Genomic DNA, 15,864 nt, shown 5'->3' on the forward strand with positions numbered 1-15,864 from the left:
CGCCCACGGCACCGCGCACCAGGTCACCGACCCCGAGGAGCTGGACGTCGCGCTCGCCGCCCTGGTCGACCACGCGATACCGGGGCGCTCCGCCGAGGTCCGTCCGGCCAACGCCAAGGAGCTCGCCGCCACCGCCGTCGTCCGGCTGGAGCTGGACGAGGTCTCGGCCAAGACCCGGGAGGACGGCGCCGCCGACGACCCGGAGGACACCGGCCTGCCGTACTGGTCCGGGCTGATCCCGGTCACCACCGTGCACGGCACCCCCGAGCCGCACCCCGGCACCGCCGTCCCGCTCCCCGCGCACCTGCGCGGCTACCCCCGCTGACGGGAGGCCCACCCGTGCTGATCAGATCCTGGGACCGCGGCGACGAGGCCGAGTGGCGCGCCTGGCTGGCCGAGGGCCGCGACTTCGGCCTGCTCGCCGCCAACGGCGGCCCCGGCGAGGGGCCGGTGCTGGTGCCGACGCACTTCCTGCTGGACGCCGACCGCGGCGAGATCCTGCTCCACCTCGCCGCGCCCAACCCGCTGCTGGCCGCCGTCCGGGCCGACCCGAAGGTCACCCTCGCGGTCACCGACGGCTACGCCTTCGCCCCGGGCCACTGGCGCGGCGCACCGGGCACGCCCACCAGCTACTACGCCTCCGTCCACTTCCACTGCACCGCCGAGGTGGTGGAGTCCGCGGCCGGCAAGGCCGAGATCCTCAACCGCCAGCTGGCGCACTTCCAGCCCGAGACGCCGGAGGTCCGGGTGGTGCCCGGCGAGGGCGAGCTGGCCCGGCAGCTGCCCGGCCTGCGCGGGCTCCGGCTGACCGTCGACGAGGTGCGGGCCAAGTTCAAGTACGACGACAAGAAGCCCGCCGAGGCGCAGTACGCGATCGCCGACCGGCTCGCCGAACGCGCCGACGGCCGGGGGCGCGGCCGCGACCAGTACGCCGCCGCCCGGGCCCAGTTGCTCCGCCGTCACCGGCGGCGCACCGCCGAGCCGCGGGGCGCGGCCGGCCCCGTGGGCGACACCCCGCGCGCCGACCTCCCGCGCACCGTCGACCGGCGCACCGAGCGGCCGCGCGCCGCTGACTGACCCCGGATCACCCGGTCGGCCGCCCCCTCGGGCAGGTCGGCCGCCGCGCTGCTCGAATGTGAGACGAGCCCTGCCCACTCGGCGTCAGAGCGGGCCCGTCCACCCCCGGGAGCGCGCGTGTCCTCAGTCAACAGCCAACGGGCGGCCAGCGAGGCCCATCTCGGCCACGTGGTGTTCATCTCGGCGGCCGCCGCCATGGGCGGCTTCCTGTTCGGCTACGACAGCGCGGTGATCAACGGCGCCGTGACGGGCATCCAGAAGCACTTCGGGGTCGGCCACGGCACCACCGCCTTCGTGGTGGCGATCGCGCTGCTCGGCTCGGCGGTGGGCGCGGTGATCGCCGGCCGGCTCGCCGACCGCCTCGGCCGGGTCCGCACGATGCTGCTGGCCGCCACCCTGTTCGCGGCCAGCGGCATCGGCTCGATGTTCCCGCCGAACATCGAGACCCTCGCCACCTGGCGCGTGGTCGGCGGCATCGCGATCGGCATCGCCTCGGTGATCGCCCCGACCTACATCGCCGAGGTCGCCCCGACCGCGTACCGCGGCCGGCTCGCCTCCTTCCAGCAGATGGCGATCGTGCTCGGAATCACCGTCTCCCAGCTCGCCAACTGGGCCCTCAACCAGGCCGCCGGCGGCGAGTCCACCAACCACCTCGGCGGCATCCAGGCCTGGCAGTGGATGCTCGGCGTCGAGGCCATCCCGGCCCTGGTGTACGGGCTGATGGCGCTCGCCATCCCGGAGTCGCCGCGCTTCCTGATCGCCGACCACCGCGAGGAGCAGGCCCGCAAGGTGCTGGTCGAGGTCGAGGGCGAGGGCGTGGACCTGGACGCCCGGGTCGCGGAGATCCGCTCGGTGCTGGAGTCCAGCCACAAGCCCCGGATGAAGGACCTGATGGGCGGCCGCTTCGGCCTGCTGCCGATCGTCTGGGTCGGCATCGGCGCCTCGGTGTTCCAGCAGTTCGTCGGCATCAACGTGATCTTCTACTACTCGTCCCTGCTGTGGCAGTCGGTCGGCATCAACGAGTCCAACTCGCTGCTGATCAGCCTCTCCACCTCGATCATCAACGTGATCGGCACGGTGATCGCGATGGCCCTGGTGGACCGGATCGGCCGCAAGCCGCTCGCCCTGGCCGGCTCGATCGGCATGGCGGCCGCGCTGGGCACCGCCGCCTGGGCGTTCTCCTACCGGGAGGGCACCGGCGACACCGCCACCCTGGACAACACCCACGCCACCGTCGCCCTGGTCGCCGCGCACGTCTTCGTGCTCTGCTTCGCCTTCTCCTGGGGCGTGGTGGTCTGGGTCCTGCTCGGCGAGATGTTCCCCAACCGGATCCGCGCGCTGGCGCTGTCCGTCGCCGCCTCGGCGCAGTGGATCGCCAACTGGGCGATCACCGTCAGCTTCCCGGACCTCGCCGACTGGAACCTCTCCGCGACGTACGTCATCTACGCGGCCTTCGCGCTGCTCTCCATCCCGTTCGTGGCCTTCTGCATCAAGGAGACCAAGGGACGCGCCCTGGAGGAGATGGGCTGACCCGGACCGCCCCGCCGAACTCCCGCCGCTCGCGGCCCGACCCACCGAGAGGAAGCCATGCCTGACCAGGGCGGCTCCCGGCAGAACGTCACCTTCCCGAGCAACGGCCGTACCGCGCACGGCTACCTGGCCCGCCCGCCGCAGGGCGTCGGACCGGGCCTGGTGGTGGTGCAGGAGTGGTGGGGCCTGACCTCGCACATCGCCGACATGGCCGACCGCTTCGCCGCCGAGGGCTTCACCGTCCTCGCCCCCGACCTGTTCGGCGGCGCCACCACCCACGACGGCACCGAGGCGGCCCGCTTCCGGCGCGAGCTGCCGGTCGACCGGGCGGTGGAGGACCTGGCCGGGGCGGTCGACCACCTGCTCGCGCTGGACGGCGTGGTCGGCGACGCGGTCGGCGTGGTCGGCTTCTGCATGGGCGGCGGCTTCGCCCTGCTGCTGGCCGCCCGGGCCGGCGACAGGGTGGCCGCCGTGGTCCCGTTCTACGGCCTGCCGCCCGACCCGGACTTCGACTACCGCGGCCTGACCGCCCACGTGCTCGGCCACTTCGGCGAGCTGGACGGCTCGATCCCGATGGCCGCCGTGGACGAGGCGGCGATCCGGATCGGCGAGGCCACCGACGTCCGCCCGGAGATCCACTTCTACCCGGCCGGGCACGCCTTCATGAACGACGAGAACCTGATCGGCACCTACGACCCGCTCCAGGCCCGGATCGCCTGGCGCCGCACCGTCACCTTCCTCTGGGGCCACCTCGGCTGACGGGGCCGGCGCGGCCGGCGGGGCAGCCCTCGACGTTCGGGGCCACCTCGGCCGACGGGGCGGACTCGGCCGACGGGGCAAGCTCGGCTGAAACCCCACCCTCCCGACGCCCCGGTACGACAACCGGATGGACACCCGTACGCCCCCACGGCATAGTCTCCGGGTGCCGACCCCACCCTCACGCCGCTTCGCCTGGGCGAGCCGCAACTTCCGCATCCAGACCGCCGCCACCGTGGTCAGCGGCCTCGGCAACGCCGGCGCCCCCATCGCCACCGCCTTCGCCGTGCTCGGCACCGGCGGCACCACGACAGAGGTCGGCTACGTCACCGCCGCCCGGCTGGTGCCCACCGTCCTGCTGATGGTGGTCGGCGGCACCCTCGCCGACCGGCTGCCGCGCCACCTGATCATGGTCGCCGCCAACGTGTTCAGCGGGGTCTCCCAGGCCGTCCTGGCCGCCCTGGTGCTGACCGGTGACGTCCGGCTCTGGCAGATGCTGGCGCTCTCCGCGGCCGGCGGGGCCGGCTACGCCCTCTACTCCCCCGCCTCCGGCGGCATGATCATGCAGGCCGTCCCCCAGGAGCACGCCGCCCGCGCCTTCGCGGTCTTCCGGATGGGCCTCAACGCCTCCCAGATCGGCGGCGCCGCCCTCGGCGGGGCGCTCACCGCCCTCGTCGGCCCGGGCTGGGTGCTCGCCCTGGACGCCCTGTGCTTCCTGGTCGCCGCCGCCCTCCGCTTCTTCCTGGAGCCGGAGAAGGCCCCCGCGTCCTCCGGCAGCAGCATGCTGCGCGACCTGCGCGAGGGCTGGCGGGAGTTCGCCTCCCGCCGCTGGCTCTGGGTGATCGTGCTCCAGTTCTCGGTGCTGGTCGCCTGCATCAACGCGGTGGAGTCGGTGTACGGGCCGACCGCCGCCAAGGAGCGGCTCGGCGGGGCGGGCGCCTGGGGCCTGGCGATGGCCGCCTACGGCGTCGGCCTGGTGGCCACCGGCGTGCTGATGACGCGCTGGCGGCCGCGCCGGATCCTGCTGGTCGGCAACTGGGGGGTCTTCCTGTTCGGCGTGCCCGCCCTGGCCCTCGCCGCCGAGGTGCCGCTGCCGCTGCTGGTCGTCGCGATGTTCCTGTCCGGCGTCGGCGTCACCGTCTTCGGCGTCAACTGGATGGTCGCGCTCCAGCAGGAGATACCCGAGGAGATGTTCTCCCGGGTCACCGCGTACGACGAGCTCGGCTCCTACTCGCTGGCCCCGGTCGGCACCGCGCTGGCCGGCCCCGCCGCCGTGGCGCTCGGCCTGTCGGGCGCGCTCTGGGCGTGCGCCGCCGCCTGTCTGGTGCTCAGCGCGGTCGTCCTGCTGGACCCGCAGGTGCGCCGGCTGAGCCGTCGGGGCACGACGGACGCACCGGTGCCCGTCAGCGAGCCCGCGCCCGCTCCGTGAGCCCCCTGTGCGCCCCGCGTGCGCCCGCCCGTGGGCAACCGCAGGTGCGCGGGTGACGTCCGAAGTGTCAGGAAAAACCACCGTCTCCGAGGGGCCACCGGTGCCGAAGCCACTGCTGTTCCTGGACGTCGACGGCGTCCTCAACCCGGTCCGCCCCCACCCGGACGCCGGGTTCGACACCCACACCCTGTTCGGCTACACCGTCCTGCTGTCCGCCCGGCACGGCACCTGGCTGCGCGAGCTCTCCGGAACGTACGACCTGGTCTGGGCGACGACGTGGGAGGAGAACGCGAACACCCACATCGCCCCGGCGATCGGCCTGGACCCGCTCCCGGTGGTCACCTTCACCGGCTACGTCCCGCAGCCCGGCGACCCGCGCGTCCCGCTGATGGAGCTGTTCTCCGCCGCCAAGTGGGCCCCGCTGCTGCGCTACGCCGCCGGCCGGCCGTTCGCCTGGGTGGACGACGTCATCCCGCCGCGGCTGGTCCGCCGCTCCCAGTTGCGCCGGGACCGCCTGCTGCTGCCCGTCGACCCCGGCGAGGGCCTGGAACGCCGGCACGTCGACCGGCTGCTCGCCCGTCCGCCGCGCGGCCGGGCGCGGTCGCTCAAGGGGTCGGCAGCCAGCTGACGTGCCCGGCCAGCAGCGCGTACCCGACAAAGGCCACCGTGTCGATCAGCGCGTGCGCCACCACCAGCGGCATCACCCGCCCCCAGCGCCGGTACAGCAGGCAGAACACCACGCCCATCACCATGTTGCCGACCAGCCCGCCGACCCCCTGGTAGAGGTGGTACGAGCCGCGCAGCACCGAACTCGCGGCCACCGCCGCCGGCCAGGACCACCCGACCTGCCCCACCCGGCGCAGCAGGTAGCCGAGGACGACGACCTCCTCCAGGATCGCGTTCTGCCAGGCCGACAGCAGCAGCACCGGCACCCGCCACCACACGTCCGGCAGCCCGGACGGCGCCACCGTCAGGTTGTACCCGGCCGCCTGCGAGGCCAGGTAGAGCGCCAGCCCCGACCCGCCGATCGCGGCCGCGACGGCGGCGCCCCGCCCCAGGTCGCGCAGCTTCTGCCCGAGGTCGAAGCCCAGCACCCGCAGCGCGACGCCCTCGCGCACCAGCAGGTACCCGACCAGCACCACCGGCATCAGCCCGCGCCCGATGTAGTACAGCTGCCACACCAGGTCCAGCCAGGGCCGCCCGGGCGCCCGCGAGCCGTTCAGCGTGGCGACCTGCTGGCCGAGCTTGAGCGGTTCGGTGAGCGAGCCGGTGAAGCTGATCAGCGCGCTGATCCCGCTGGCCCCGAGCGAGAGGCCGAGGACGATCAGCAGCTCCGCGCCGAACAGCCGACGGGTGGGCTTCGCGGTCTCCGGCGCGGTCGGGACGGTGGTCACGGGGGCTCCAGCGGACGGGCGGTCGCTCCGGCCGTCGGCCGACCGCCGGAGCGATCATCCTGACACAGCCGCCGGACCGCCCCGACGGGGAGGGCTCAGCCCACCGGCCAGGTGTGCACCGGCTCGCCGCCGCGCATGAGTTCGGCGTAGCGCCTGGTCATCGCCGCGAGCGCGGCCGGCCGGTCCATCCCGTACTGCTCGCGCAGCCGGTGGAAGGTCGCGGTCTGCCAGGACGCGCCGTTGGTGCGGCGCAGGCAGCGCTGCTCGATGATGCCCAGGTAGCGGTCCCGGTCGGCGGGCTCCACGCCCCACTCGTCCAGCCCCTGGTAGGCCATCGGCAGCAGCTCGTTGAGCACCAGGTCGACCGCGGACACGGTCTGCAGCCCGCCGCCGCGCCCGGCCCGCCCCGAGCGCGGCCACTGGAACACCGCGTCGATGCCGTACCGGGCGCCCTGCTGGAAGTTCTCGTCCGCCCGCTCGAACGGCAGCCGGGTCCAGATCGGCCGGGGCTGCTCGGCCAGCACCCGCACCAGGCCGTAGTAGAAGGCGGCGTTGGCGAGCGTGTCGGCGACCGTCGGCCCGGCCGGCAGCGCCCGGTTCTCCACCCTCAGGTGCGCCACCCCGCCCGCGATGTCGTACACCGGGCGGTTCCAGCGGTAGATGGTGCCGTTGTGCAGCCGCATCTCGGCGAGCCTGGGCGCGCCGCCGGAGGCCAGCACCTTCATCGGGTCCTCGTCGTCGCAGATCGGCAGCAGCGCGGGGAAGTACCGCAGGTTCTCCTCGAACAGGTCGTACGCCGAGTCCACCCAGCGCTCGCCGAACCAGGTGATCGGGCGCACGCCCTGGGCCTTGAGCTCCGCCGTACGGGTGTCACAGGCCTGTTGGAAGAGCACCGGACGGGTCTCCCGCCACAGCTCCCGCCCGAACAGGAAGGGCGAGTTGGCGCCGAGCGCGAGCTGCGGCCCGCAGATCGCCTGGGCCGCGTTCCACACCGAGGAGAACCGCTGCGGGGTCACCTGGAGGTGCAGTTGGAGCGAGGTGGCGGCGGCCTCGGCCACCATGGTGATCGACTCCAGCTGGAGGTGCTCGACGCCCTCGATGTCCAGCGCGATGTCCTCCCCGCGGGCGGCCAGGATCTGGTCGCTGAGCAGGCTGTACCGCTGGTTGTGGCTCATCGCGTCCAGCCCGGTGTGGGCGTGCTCCAGGGTCGGCAGGATGCCCACCATGACGATCCGGGCGCCCGCCTCGGCCGCCTGCCGGTCGGCGTAGCGCAGCCCGGTGTCGATCTCCTCGCGCAGCTCCTCGAACACGTGCCCGCAGAGCCGGTGCGGCGTGATGTTGACCTCGATGTTGAAGCGGCCCAGTTCGGTCTGGAAGTCGCTGGAGCCGATCGCGCTCAGCACCTGCGCGTTGTTCATGGCCGGCAAGCCCTGCTCGTCGGCCAGGTTGAGCTCGATCTCCAGGCCCATCACCGCCCGCGGCCGGTCGAAGCGGTCCTCCCGGATCATCCGTCCGAGCACGTCCAGACACGTGTGGAGCTTGCGCCGGTAGAGCTGCCGGTCCGCCAGTTCCGCCCGAGTCGCCACGACCTTCTCGCCCACGGTCCCCTCCTCCAGAGCCACCCCGTCGAGCACCCGGTCGACCGACCGTGCAAGCATGATGCCCACCGCGAAGATCGATACCCGAACGTGCGTACTGGCTTGCAATGCAAGGCATCTGACGGAAAATCAGACGAACTGTGGACTTGCCCGACACCACAGCCTGTGATAAACAGATCACCCTGCGCACCTGTTCGAATTCGCACAGCGCTCCGGCCGGTCCGCCTCGCCCCGAAAGCCCTCGTCGAGGCGGCGACCGCGCCGGCACCGCGATCCTGCACAACCGGACACGGCCCGGCCCCGTCACCGACGACGCGTCGCCCCGCCACGCCGGTATGCCGCACTCGCACGCCGATCTCGCTTGGAGAGGCGGACCCCGCCATGACTCTGCAAACCCCCCAGCCCCCGCCGAGCGCCCTGCGCGCCGTCCTGGGCGCGCTCGACTCGGAGACCGCGCTGCGCCAGCCCGCCGCCGCAGCACTGCGCCATCCGACCGGCCCACTGCTCCCCGCCCACCCGCTCGCGGTGCACGTCCTGAACGGCCCGCGCCCGGAGCTGCCGGCCGCCCGCCGCACCGGCTGGCGCTTCCTGATCAAGGACGGCGCCGAGGTGGCCGCCGCCGCCGAGGTGGTGCAGAGCGCCGAGGGCCACAGCTTCTCCCACTTCACCGCCGGCCCCTACCTCGACTCGACGGTCCGGGCCCTGCGCGAGGCCTGGCAGCTCGCCCAGGGCTCCCGGACCCGCCGGCAGCCCCGGCTGCTGACCTTCCCCGGCCAGTACGCCACGGCGCTCTGGCTGCACAACCCCGACGCCGACCCGGACGGCGACCTCCTGATCCCCCTGGCCCCGGCCCCGCTCGGCGTCGCCGCGCACCGCGCCCGGCCGGCCGCCGAACTGCTGCCGCTGCTCGCCCGCGCCCCGCTCGCCGGGCCGCTGCTGCTCGGTACCTCCTGACCCGCCGACGCCCCACGGGCCGCCGGGCCCACCCGCCCGGCGGCCCTCGACCGCGCCCGCGCCCAAACCCTCACCCGAACGGTGACCACCCGTCCGGGCCATTCGGCATGGCCCCAATGGGCCATGTCCCGACTGACCCACCGGTGCGCCTTTTCCCGTCGGCCCCACCTGAACGGGTGATCTCTACCCGGGAGTTGTGGCGCATGTCACGAAATCCCTGCGCGCGGCTCCCGGGATGCCGACACTGGGAACCAGCGTGGAAGGACCCCCTGTCCTACCCACTTGGGCGCCGGCCCACACTTGGCCGGCGCGCGGACAGGATCCGACCACCGCGGCGGCCCCGGACGGCACCACCTCCGGCGACCGCACCACGGGGAGGATCGCAGAGCGAAGCGAGGGTACGCATGTGCCAGCACCGTCCTGAGTGCCCGACGGCCGAGTCCGAGGACCGCGAGGCGGCCGTATCGGTGGCCCGTCACCCGGAGCAGGGCTGGAGCCTGCTCTGCAACGGCGTCGTCCTGTTCGAGGACACCGGCGAACTGCTGCCCGACGGCCGGGTGATCGCCCCGCGCCGCCCCGTCGCCCACGCGGCCTGACCACCCGGTCCGACCGTACGGCGGGGGCAGCCGCCGACCAGCGCAGACGGGCAGGGCCCCGGCGGAGAACTCCGCCGGGGCCCTGCCGTCCGACCCGGACCTCCTGGGCCCGGTCGGGTCAGACGCCGTACTCGTCCAGCGGCGGGCAGGAGCAGACCAGGTTGCGGTCGCCGTACGCGCCGTCGATCCGGCTCACCGGCGGCCAGTACTTGTCCGCCGGGTTCACGCCCGCCGGGAAGACCGCCTCCTGCCGCGAGTAGCCGTGCGCCCAGTCGCCGGCCAGCGTGGCGGCGGTGTGCGGGGCGTTGCGCAGCGGGTTGTCGTCGGCCGCCCACTCGCCCGAGCCGACCTTGTCGACCTCGGCCCGGATGGTGATCATCGCGTCGCAGAAGCGGTCGATCTCGTGCAGGTCCTCGGACTCGGTCGGCTCGATCATCAGCGTGCCGGCCACCGGGAAGGACATCGTCGGCGCGTGGAAGCCGTAGTCGATCAGGCGCTTGGCGATGTCGTCCACCGTCACGCCCGTCTCCTTGGTCAGCGGGCGCAGGTCGATGATGCACTCGTGCGCGACCAGCCCGCCCGGACCGGTGTAGAGCACCGGGAAGTGCGGCGCCAGGCGCTTGGCGATGTAGTTGGCGTTCAGCACCGCGACCTGGGTCGCGTGCTTGAGGCCCTCGCCACCCATCAGCCGGACGTACGCCCAGGAGATCGGCAGGATGGCCGCCGAGCCCCACGGCGCGGCCGAGATCGGGCCCACGCCGGTGGCCGGGCCGGCCTCCGGCTGCAGCGGGTGGTTCGGCAGGTACGGCGCCAGGTGGGCGCGCACCGCGACCGGGCCGACGCCCGGGCCGCCACCGCCGTGCGGGATGCAGAAGGTCTTGTGCAGGTTCAGGTGCGAGACGTCCGCGCCGAACTTGCCCGGCTTGGCCAGGCCGACCAGGGCGTTCAGGTTGGCGCCGTCCACGTACACCTGGCCGCCGGCCTCGTGCACCAGGGCGCAGATGTCGGTGATCTGGGTCTCGTACACGCCGTGGGTGGACGGGTAGGTGACCATCAGCACGGCGAGGTTGTCGCGGTGCTGCTCGATCTTCGCCTTCAGGTCCTCGACGTCCACGTCGCCGTCGACCAGGGTCTTCACCACGACCACGCGCATGCCGGCCATCACCGCGGAGGCCGCGTTGGTGCCGTGCGCCGAGGACGGGATCAGGCAGACGTCGCGCTGGGTGTCGCCGTTGGCGTGGTGGTAGGCGCGCACGGCCAGCAGACCGGCCAGCTCGCCCTGCGAGCCCGCGTTCGGCTGGATCGACACGGCGTCGTAGCCGGTCACCTCGACCAGCTGCTGCTCCAGCTGGCGGATCAGGGTCAGGAAGCCCTGGGCCTGGTCGATCGGCGCGAAGGGGTGCAGCTGGCCGAACTCCGGCCAGGTCACCGCCTCCATCTCGGTGGTCGCGTTGAGCTTCATGGTGCAGGAGCCCAGCGGGATCATGCCGCGGTCCAGCGCGTAGTCCCGGTCCGACAGGCGGCGCAGGTAGCGCAGCATGGCGGTCTCCGAGCGGTGGCTGTGGAAGACCGGGTGGGTCAGGTACTCGTCCTCGCGCAGCAGCGCGGCGGGCAGCGCGTCGGCGGCCTCGGCGACCTCGACGGCGGGGACGCCGAACGCGGCCCAGACGCCGGCCAGGTGCTCGCGGGTGGTGGTCTCGTCGGTGGAGACGGAGATCCGGTCCGCGCCGTCCTGGTGGACGTTGATGCCGTTGGCGCGGGCGGCGGCGGCGATCTCGGCGGCGCGGCCCGGGACGACGGCGGTGACGGTGTCGAAGAACTCGCCGTGCAGCAGCTCGACGCCGCCGGCCCGCAGGCCCTCGGCGAGGGCGGCGGCGTAGCGGTGGGTGCGGCGGGCGATGTCGGCCAGGCCGTCGGGGCCGTGGTAGACGGCGTACATCGAGGCCATCACGGCGAGCAGCACCTGGGCGGTGCAGATGTTGCTGGTGGCCTTCTCGCGGCGGATGTGCTGCTCGCGGGTCTGCAGCGCCAGGCGGTAGGCGCGGTTGCCGTCGACGTCGACGGAGACGCCGACCAGGCGGCCGGGCAGCGAGCGGGCGAACTCGGCGCGCACCGACAGGTAGCCGGCGTGCGGGCCGCCGAAGCCCATCGGCACGCCGAAGCGCTGCGAGGTGCCGCAGGCGATGTCGGCGCCCAGCGAACCCGGGGACTTGAGCAGGGTCAGCGCGAGCAGGTCGGCGGCGACGGCGACGATCGCGCCCAGGCCGTGCGCCTGCTCGATCACCGCGGTGAGGTCGCGGACCACACCGGTGGCGCCCGGGTACTGGAGCAGCACGCCGAAGACGCCGCGCTCGACGATCTCGGCCGGGATGCCCTCGGACAGGTCGGCGACGACGACCTCGACACCGGTCGGCACGGCACGGGTGTTGATCACCGCGACGGTCTGCGGCAGGGTCTCGGCGTCGACCAGGAAGACGCCGCCCTTGACCTTGGTGACGCGGCGGGCCAGCGCCATCGCCTCGGCGGCCGCGGTGCCCTCGTCCAGCAGCGAGGAGCCGGAGGTCGGCAGGCCGGTCAGGTCGGAGACCAGGGTCTGGAAGTTGAGCAGCGCCTCCAGGCGGCCCTGCGAGATCTCCGGCTGGTACGGGGTGTAGGCGGTGTACCAGGCCGGGTTCTCCATGACGTTGCGCAGGATCACCGGCGGGGTGAAGGTGCCGTAGTAGCCCAGGCCGATCATCGGCTGGAGCACCTGGTTGCGGCCGGCCAGCTCGCGCAGCTCGGCGAGGACCTGGGCCTCGGTCCGGCCCGCGGGCAGGTCCAGGGCGGTGATGGAGCGGATCGCCTCGGGCACCGCGGTGGCGGCGAGCTCGTCCAGCGAGCCGTAGCCGACGGACGCCAGCATCTTCTCCTGCGCGGCGGCGTCGGGGCCGATGTGGCGGTTCTCGAAGGGGCTGGCCAGCTCAAGCTCGGTGAGGGTCGAGGCGCCGGTGGGGCGTCCCGCGTTCGGCTGGGCGTTCATGGTGGTCGAGGCCTCCTGGTCACGGACCGGCGGGGGTACGCACGCCGGTCGGCCTCGCCGCTGCGGACAGCGGACGAACCTGGGCGGGCGGACCCGACAGGCCTCCCCCTCTGTCATCGGGACCTGAGAGCTTCACCCGCACGGGGCGCTGTGGGCGCTCCGTCGGCTTGCACCGTCGGTGAGGGTGGTGATCGCCGGCTTCCGCGCCGACGCTCCTGCCCTGCTTTCCAGAGTGACCTACCCCACACGGTACGGATGCCTGAGAGATTCCGGGGAGGAGTTGCTCCTTCGGCGCTCCGACCAGCGGCTTTCGCAGTCGGAGACTCTCCCGAGCGGGCTCTGCGGTCGTCGCCCAGGGTACCAGCGGGAGGCCCCCCGATCACGGGTGCGTCAGGTCGTTCGGGGTCTACGCGCGTCCCCCGGACAGTCCAGCGCACAGCCCGTCCGGCGCACCCCGCTCGCGTCCGTCCGATTCATGGCTTTTGGTGTGAAGTGGCGGACGGAACGGGTGCTCCGGCCGCCTTCCTGCGGGAGTTCCGCAAGCTCAGCGCACGGGAGGAAAGAGTGCAGACCGACATCGACCCCCGGGACCTCATCGGTCACAAGGCCGTCGACCGCAACGGAGACAAGATCGGCACGGTCGACGAGGTCTACCTGGACGACGCCACCGGCCGGCCCGAGTGGGCCGCGGTCCGGACCGGCATCTTCGGCCGGGACGCCTTCGTCCCGCTGACCACGAGCGAGTTCGCCGGCGACGAGCTCCGGGTGCCGTACGACAAGTCGCTGGTGAAGGAGTCGCCGGACTTCGGCGTCGGCCAGCACCTGTCCCCCGCCCAGGAGCTCCAGCTGTACCGCTACTACGGGCTCGACACCCCGATGGACGGCCGCCCGAGCCACGAGAACGGGAGCCGGCCCAAGCAGGCCGACCTCGACTTCGGCACCACGGCGGCGGCCGCCGCCGCCACGACGACCGCGGCGGCCCCGGCGAAGTCGCTCACCTTCCACACCCCCGAGCGCTCCCCCGAGCCCGTTCCCGAGCCCGCCCCGGCCAGAGCCCCCGTCGCCACCGCCCCGCCCACCGCCGCCGTCACCGCCGCGGTCGCCGACAGCACCAGAACCGCCCCGGAGGCCGACATGCGGATGCTCAGCACCCCCGAGGCCACCACCGCCACCCCGGCGGCCGCGCCCGTCGCACCCACCGTGGAGCCGAGGCCGCAGTCGCAGCCCGCCCCCGCGCCTACGCCCGCCCCGGCGGCGACCGTCGGCGCCGCGCACGCCGACGGCGCCCCGTCCGCCCCCAGCGGCCCGGTCGAGATCACCTGCCGCGAGGAGCGGCTGGAGGTCACCACCGAGTGGCACACCCTCGGCACCGCGAAGCTGCGCAAGTACGTGACGACCGAACAGGTCGAGCGCCGCATCCCCGTGGTCCACGAGCGCGTCCGGGTCGAGCGGATGCCGGTCAGCGACGCCGAGCGCGCCACGCTCAGCGAGAAGGACATCGCCGAGGCCGTCGAGGAGGTCACCCTCCGCGAGGAGCGCGCGGTGGTCCGCAAGTACCTCGCGCCCGTCGAGCGGGTCCGCCTGGTCGTCGAGCGCTACACGACGGAGGAGGTGGTCCGGGAGGAGCTCCGCCGCGAGCACGTCGAGGTCCACGACACCACCGCCACCCAGAACACCTCCCCGGCTGGCTCGACGCCACCCCCCGCCTCACCCCCCGCCACCGACTCACCCCGCCCGGCCGCACTGCGCCCGCTCGTCTGACACCACCCGCGAAGAGGGGCCCCGGACACCGTCCGGGGCCCCTCTCGCACACCCACCGCAGGCACCCTCCCCACACCTGCCACCCCCCACCACGGCCCTTGTCACGTACCCGACCGTTCACCTTTGCCAAAACTTAACCACTCGATATTTGACACTCTGAAGTATCTCCCTGCATGGTTACTTCAGTTCATTCACTATGTACGGGAGGAAGCAACCGTGAGTGAGGCACCACAGCCCACCACCGCGGCCGAGAAGCAGAGCAGCGCCCGGGTCCTGCCGGCCCTCATCCTGGCGATGCTGTCGTTCAGCGTGGTGCAGACCGCGGTCGTCCCGATCCTGCCCTCGCTGGCCAAGGAACTGCACGTCTCCGCGTCCAGCGTCACCTGGCTGATGACCGCCAACCTGCTCTCCGCAGCCGTGCTGACTCCCCTCCTGGGCCGCTTCGGCGACCTCCGGGGCCGCAAGCCGATGCTGCTGATCTCGCTGGCCGGCCTGGTCGCCGGTTCGGCGCTGGCGGTCAGCACCCACTCCTTCACCTGGCTGGTCGTCGCCCGTGTCCTCCAGGGCGCCGGCGGTGGCGTCCTGCCGCTGGCGATCAGCATCGTCCGTGACGAGCTGCCCAAGCAGAAGGTGACCGGCGGCGTCGCCGCCATCAGCGCCTCGATGGGCGTCGGCTCCGGCCTCGGCCTGGTCGCGACCGGTCTCCTGCTGGAGCACTGGAACTACAAGTCGATCTTCTGGATGGGCCTGGTCTTCGGCCTGATCGCGATCGCCCTGGTCGCCTTCCGCGTCCCGACCGACCCGGTGACCGACAAGGAGGGCGGCGCCGACCCGCTGGGTGCCCTCACCCTGGCCGGCTGGCTCTCCGCGCTGCTGGTCGCGGTCAGCCAGGGCAACCACTGGGGCTGGACCTCCAACAAGACGCTCGGCCTGTTCGCCGTCGCCGCCGTGGTCGCCCTGATCTGGGGGATCATCGAGACCAAGGTCGCGCACCCGCTGGTGGACATGAAGATGATGGCCCGTCCGGCCGTCGCCTTCACCAACGTGGCCGGCCTGCTCATCGGCTTCGGCATGTACGGCTCCTTCATGGTCATCAGCAACTTCGCCCAGACCCCGGAGAAGCTGACCCACTACGGCTTCACCGCCAGCGTGCTGCACGCCGGCCTCCTGCTGCTGCCGTCCGCGATCGGCTCGATGGTCGCCGCCCCGGTCGGCGCCCTGCTGATCGCCCGTCGCGGCCCGCGCCTGCCGCTGGTCCTCGGTGGCGTCCTCGGCGCCATCGCGATGGCCTACCTGGCCGTGCGCCACGGGCACGAGGGCGACATCTACACCGCCTCGGCGATCTTCGGTCTCGGCGTGGGCCTCGCCTTCGCCGCGATGCCGGCCTACATCAACGGCGCCGTCCCGGTCGAGCAGAGCGGTATCGCCAACGGCATGAACTCCGTGCTGCGCACGGTCGGTGGCGCGATCGGCACCGCCGTCATGGCCGCCATCCTGACCGGCGACACCATGAAGCTGCCGCCGCAGATCCCGCTGTCGCTGCCCACCCTGGACGCCTACAAGCACGCGTTCTGGACCGCGGCCGTGGTCTGCGTCGTCGCCGGCGTCGTCCCGTTCCTGATCCGCGGCACCAAGTCGGCCGCCACCGCGACGGTCGTCGGCGGCTCGGCCCAGCAGGACTCCAGCCCCGAGCTGGTCAAGACCGACGCCTGACGAGGCGTCCGGCCCCCGCGCTCAGGGACAGGGCGCG

13 protein-coding genes and 1 riboswitch are annotated in these 15,864 nt (G+C 73.1%); of the genes, 10 read left to right on the forward strand and 3 right to left on the reverse strand.

Features of this window, described 5'->3' with window-relative positions; all coding sequences use genetic code 11:
* The 6 genes from ACFRQN_RS25375 to ACFRQN_RS25400 all read left to right on the forward strand — a co-directional run.
* Positions 1–325: pyridoxamine 5'-phosphate oxidase family protein (locus ACFRQN_RS25375; RefSeq protein ID WP_380742342.1), on the forward strand; the 325-nt coding region annotated here is incomplete at its 5' end.
* A gap of 14 nt (positions 326–339) precedes the next feature.
* Positions 340–1,077 carry an FMN-binding negative transcriptional regulator gene (locus tag ACFRQN_RS25380; RefSeq protein ID WP_380742344.1) on the forward strand — a complete coding sequence of 246 codons (738 nt, stop codon included), beginning with the start codon at positions 340–342 and terminating at the stop codon, positions 1,075–1,077.
* A 117-nt stretch (positions 1,078–1,194) separates the two neighbouring features.
* On the forward strand, positions 1,195–2,607 hold the full coding sequence (locus ACFRQN_RS25385) for a sugar porter family MFS transporter (protein ID WP_380742346.1): 1,413 nt from the start codon (positions 1,195–1,197) through the stop codon (positions 2,605–2,607).
* Between the two features lie 57 nt (positions 2,608–2,664).
* On the forward strand, positions 2,665–3,366 hold the full coding sequence (locus ACFRQN_RS25390; RefSeq protein ID WP_049655503.1) for a dienelactone hydrolase family protein: 702 nt from the start codon (positions 2,665–2,667) through the stop codon (positions 3,364–3,366).
* Between the two features lie 163 nt (positions 3,367–3,529).
* Entirely contained in the window at positions 3,530–4,792 is a 1,263-nt protein-coding gene (locus ACFRQN_RS25395; RefSeq protein ID WP_234348529.1) for an MFS transporter, read from the forward strand.
* Positions 4,793–4,892: 100 nt separating this feature from the next.
* Positions 4,893–5,420, forward strand: a complete 528-nt coding sequence (locus ACFRQN_RS25400) for an HAD domain-containing protein (protein WP_380742348.1) — start codon at positions 4,893–4,895, stop codon at positions 5,418–5,420.
* On the opposite strand, the gene ACFRQN_RS25405 is transcribed toward ACFRQN_RS25400, so the two are convergent.
* Entirely contained in the window at positions 5,398–6,186 is a 789-nt protein-coding gene (locus ACFRQN_RS25405) for a CPBP family intramembrane glutamic endopeptidase (RefSeq protein WP_117492396.1), read from the reverse strand. The genes ACFRQN_RS25400 and ACFRQN_RS25405 overlap by 23 nt on opposite strands.
* A 95-nt stretch (positions 6,187–6,281) precedes the next feature.
* Positions 6,282–7,787 (reverse strand): glutamate--cysteine ligase, encoded by a 1,506-nt coding sequence (locus ACFRQN_RS25410; RefSeq protein WP_049655516.1) that lies wholly within the window; start codon positions 7,785–7,787, stop codon positions 6,282–6,284.
* 378 nt (positions 7,788–8,165) lie between these two features.
* Here ACFRQN_RS25410 and ACFRQN_RS25415 point away from each other — a divergent pair, with 378 nt between their 5' ends.
* Positions 8,166–8,738 (forward strand): hypothetical protein, encoded by a 573-nt coding sequence (locus ACFRQN_RS25415; RefSeq protein ID WP_074004468.1) that lies wholly within the window; start codon positions 8,166–8,168, stop codon positions 8,736–8,738.
* A gap of 404 nt (positions 8,739–9,142) precedes the next feature.
* Positions 9,143–9,334, forward strand: coding sequence for a DUF5999 family protein (locus ACFRQN_RS25420; protein ID WP_049659119.1), 192 nt, complete (start codon positions 9,143–9,145; stop codon positions 9,332–9,334).
* Positions 9,335–9,452: 118 nt separating this feature from the next.
* On the opposite strand, the gene gcvP is transcribed toward ACFRQN_RS25420, so the two are convergent.
* Complete coding sequence (gene gcvP / locus ACFRQN_RS25425) at positions 9,453–12,353, reverse strand: aminomethyl-transferring glycine dehydrogenase (RefSeq protein WP_074004467.1); 2,901 nt, start codon at positions 12,351–12,353, stop codon at positions 9,453–9,455.
* Positions 12,354–12,590: 237 nt separating this feature from the next.
* A riboswitch (glycine riboswitch) is annotated at positions 12,591–12,694 on the reverse strand.
* A 151-nt stretch (positions 12,695–12,845) separates the two neighbouring features.
* Here gcvP and ACFRQN_RS25430 point away from each other — a divergent pair.
* Positions 12,846–14,114: a PRC and DUF2382 domain-containing protein gene (locus ACFRQN_RS25430; RefSeq protein WP_380742350.1), complete on the forward strand. Its 1,269-nt coding sequence runs from the start codon at positions 12,846–12,848 to the stop codon at positions 14,112–14,114.
* A gap of 216 nt (positions 14,115–14,330) precedes the next feature.
* On the forward strand, positions 14,331–15,827 hold the full coding sequence (locus tag ACFRQN_RS25435) for an MFS transporter (protein WP_063780197.1): 1,497 nt from the start codon (positions 14,331–14,333) through the stop codon (positions 15,825–15,827).
* Positions 15,828–15,864 lie beyond the last annotated feature (37 nt).

The sequence above is a fragment of the Kitasatospora sp. NPDC056800 genome (assembly GCF_042789775.1).
In the GTDB taxonomy this organism is placed as follows: domain Bacteria; phylum Actinomycetota; class Actinomycetes; order Streptomycetales; family Streptomycetaceae; genus Kitasatospora.

Bases quoted from the DNA above. Each gene is read 5' to 3' on its own strand.
- ACFRQN_RS25390 (WP_049655503.1), top strand. From the start codon at position 2,665: ATGCCTGACCAGGGCGGCTCCCGGCAGAACGTCACCTTCCCGAGCAAC.
- gcvP (WP_074004467.1), bottom strand. From the start codon at position 12,353: ATGAACGCCCAGCCGAACGCGGGACGCCCCACCGGCGCCTCGACCCTC.
- ACFRQN_RS25420 (WP_049659119.1), top strand. From the start codon at position 9,143: ATGTGCCAGCACCGTCCTGAGTGCCCGACGGCCGAGTCCGAGGACCGC.
- ACFRQN_RS25415 (WP_074004468.1), top strand. From the start codon at position 8,166: ATGACTCTGCAAACCCCCCAGCCCCCGCCGAGCGCCCTGCGCGCCGTC.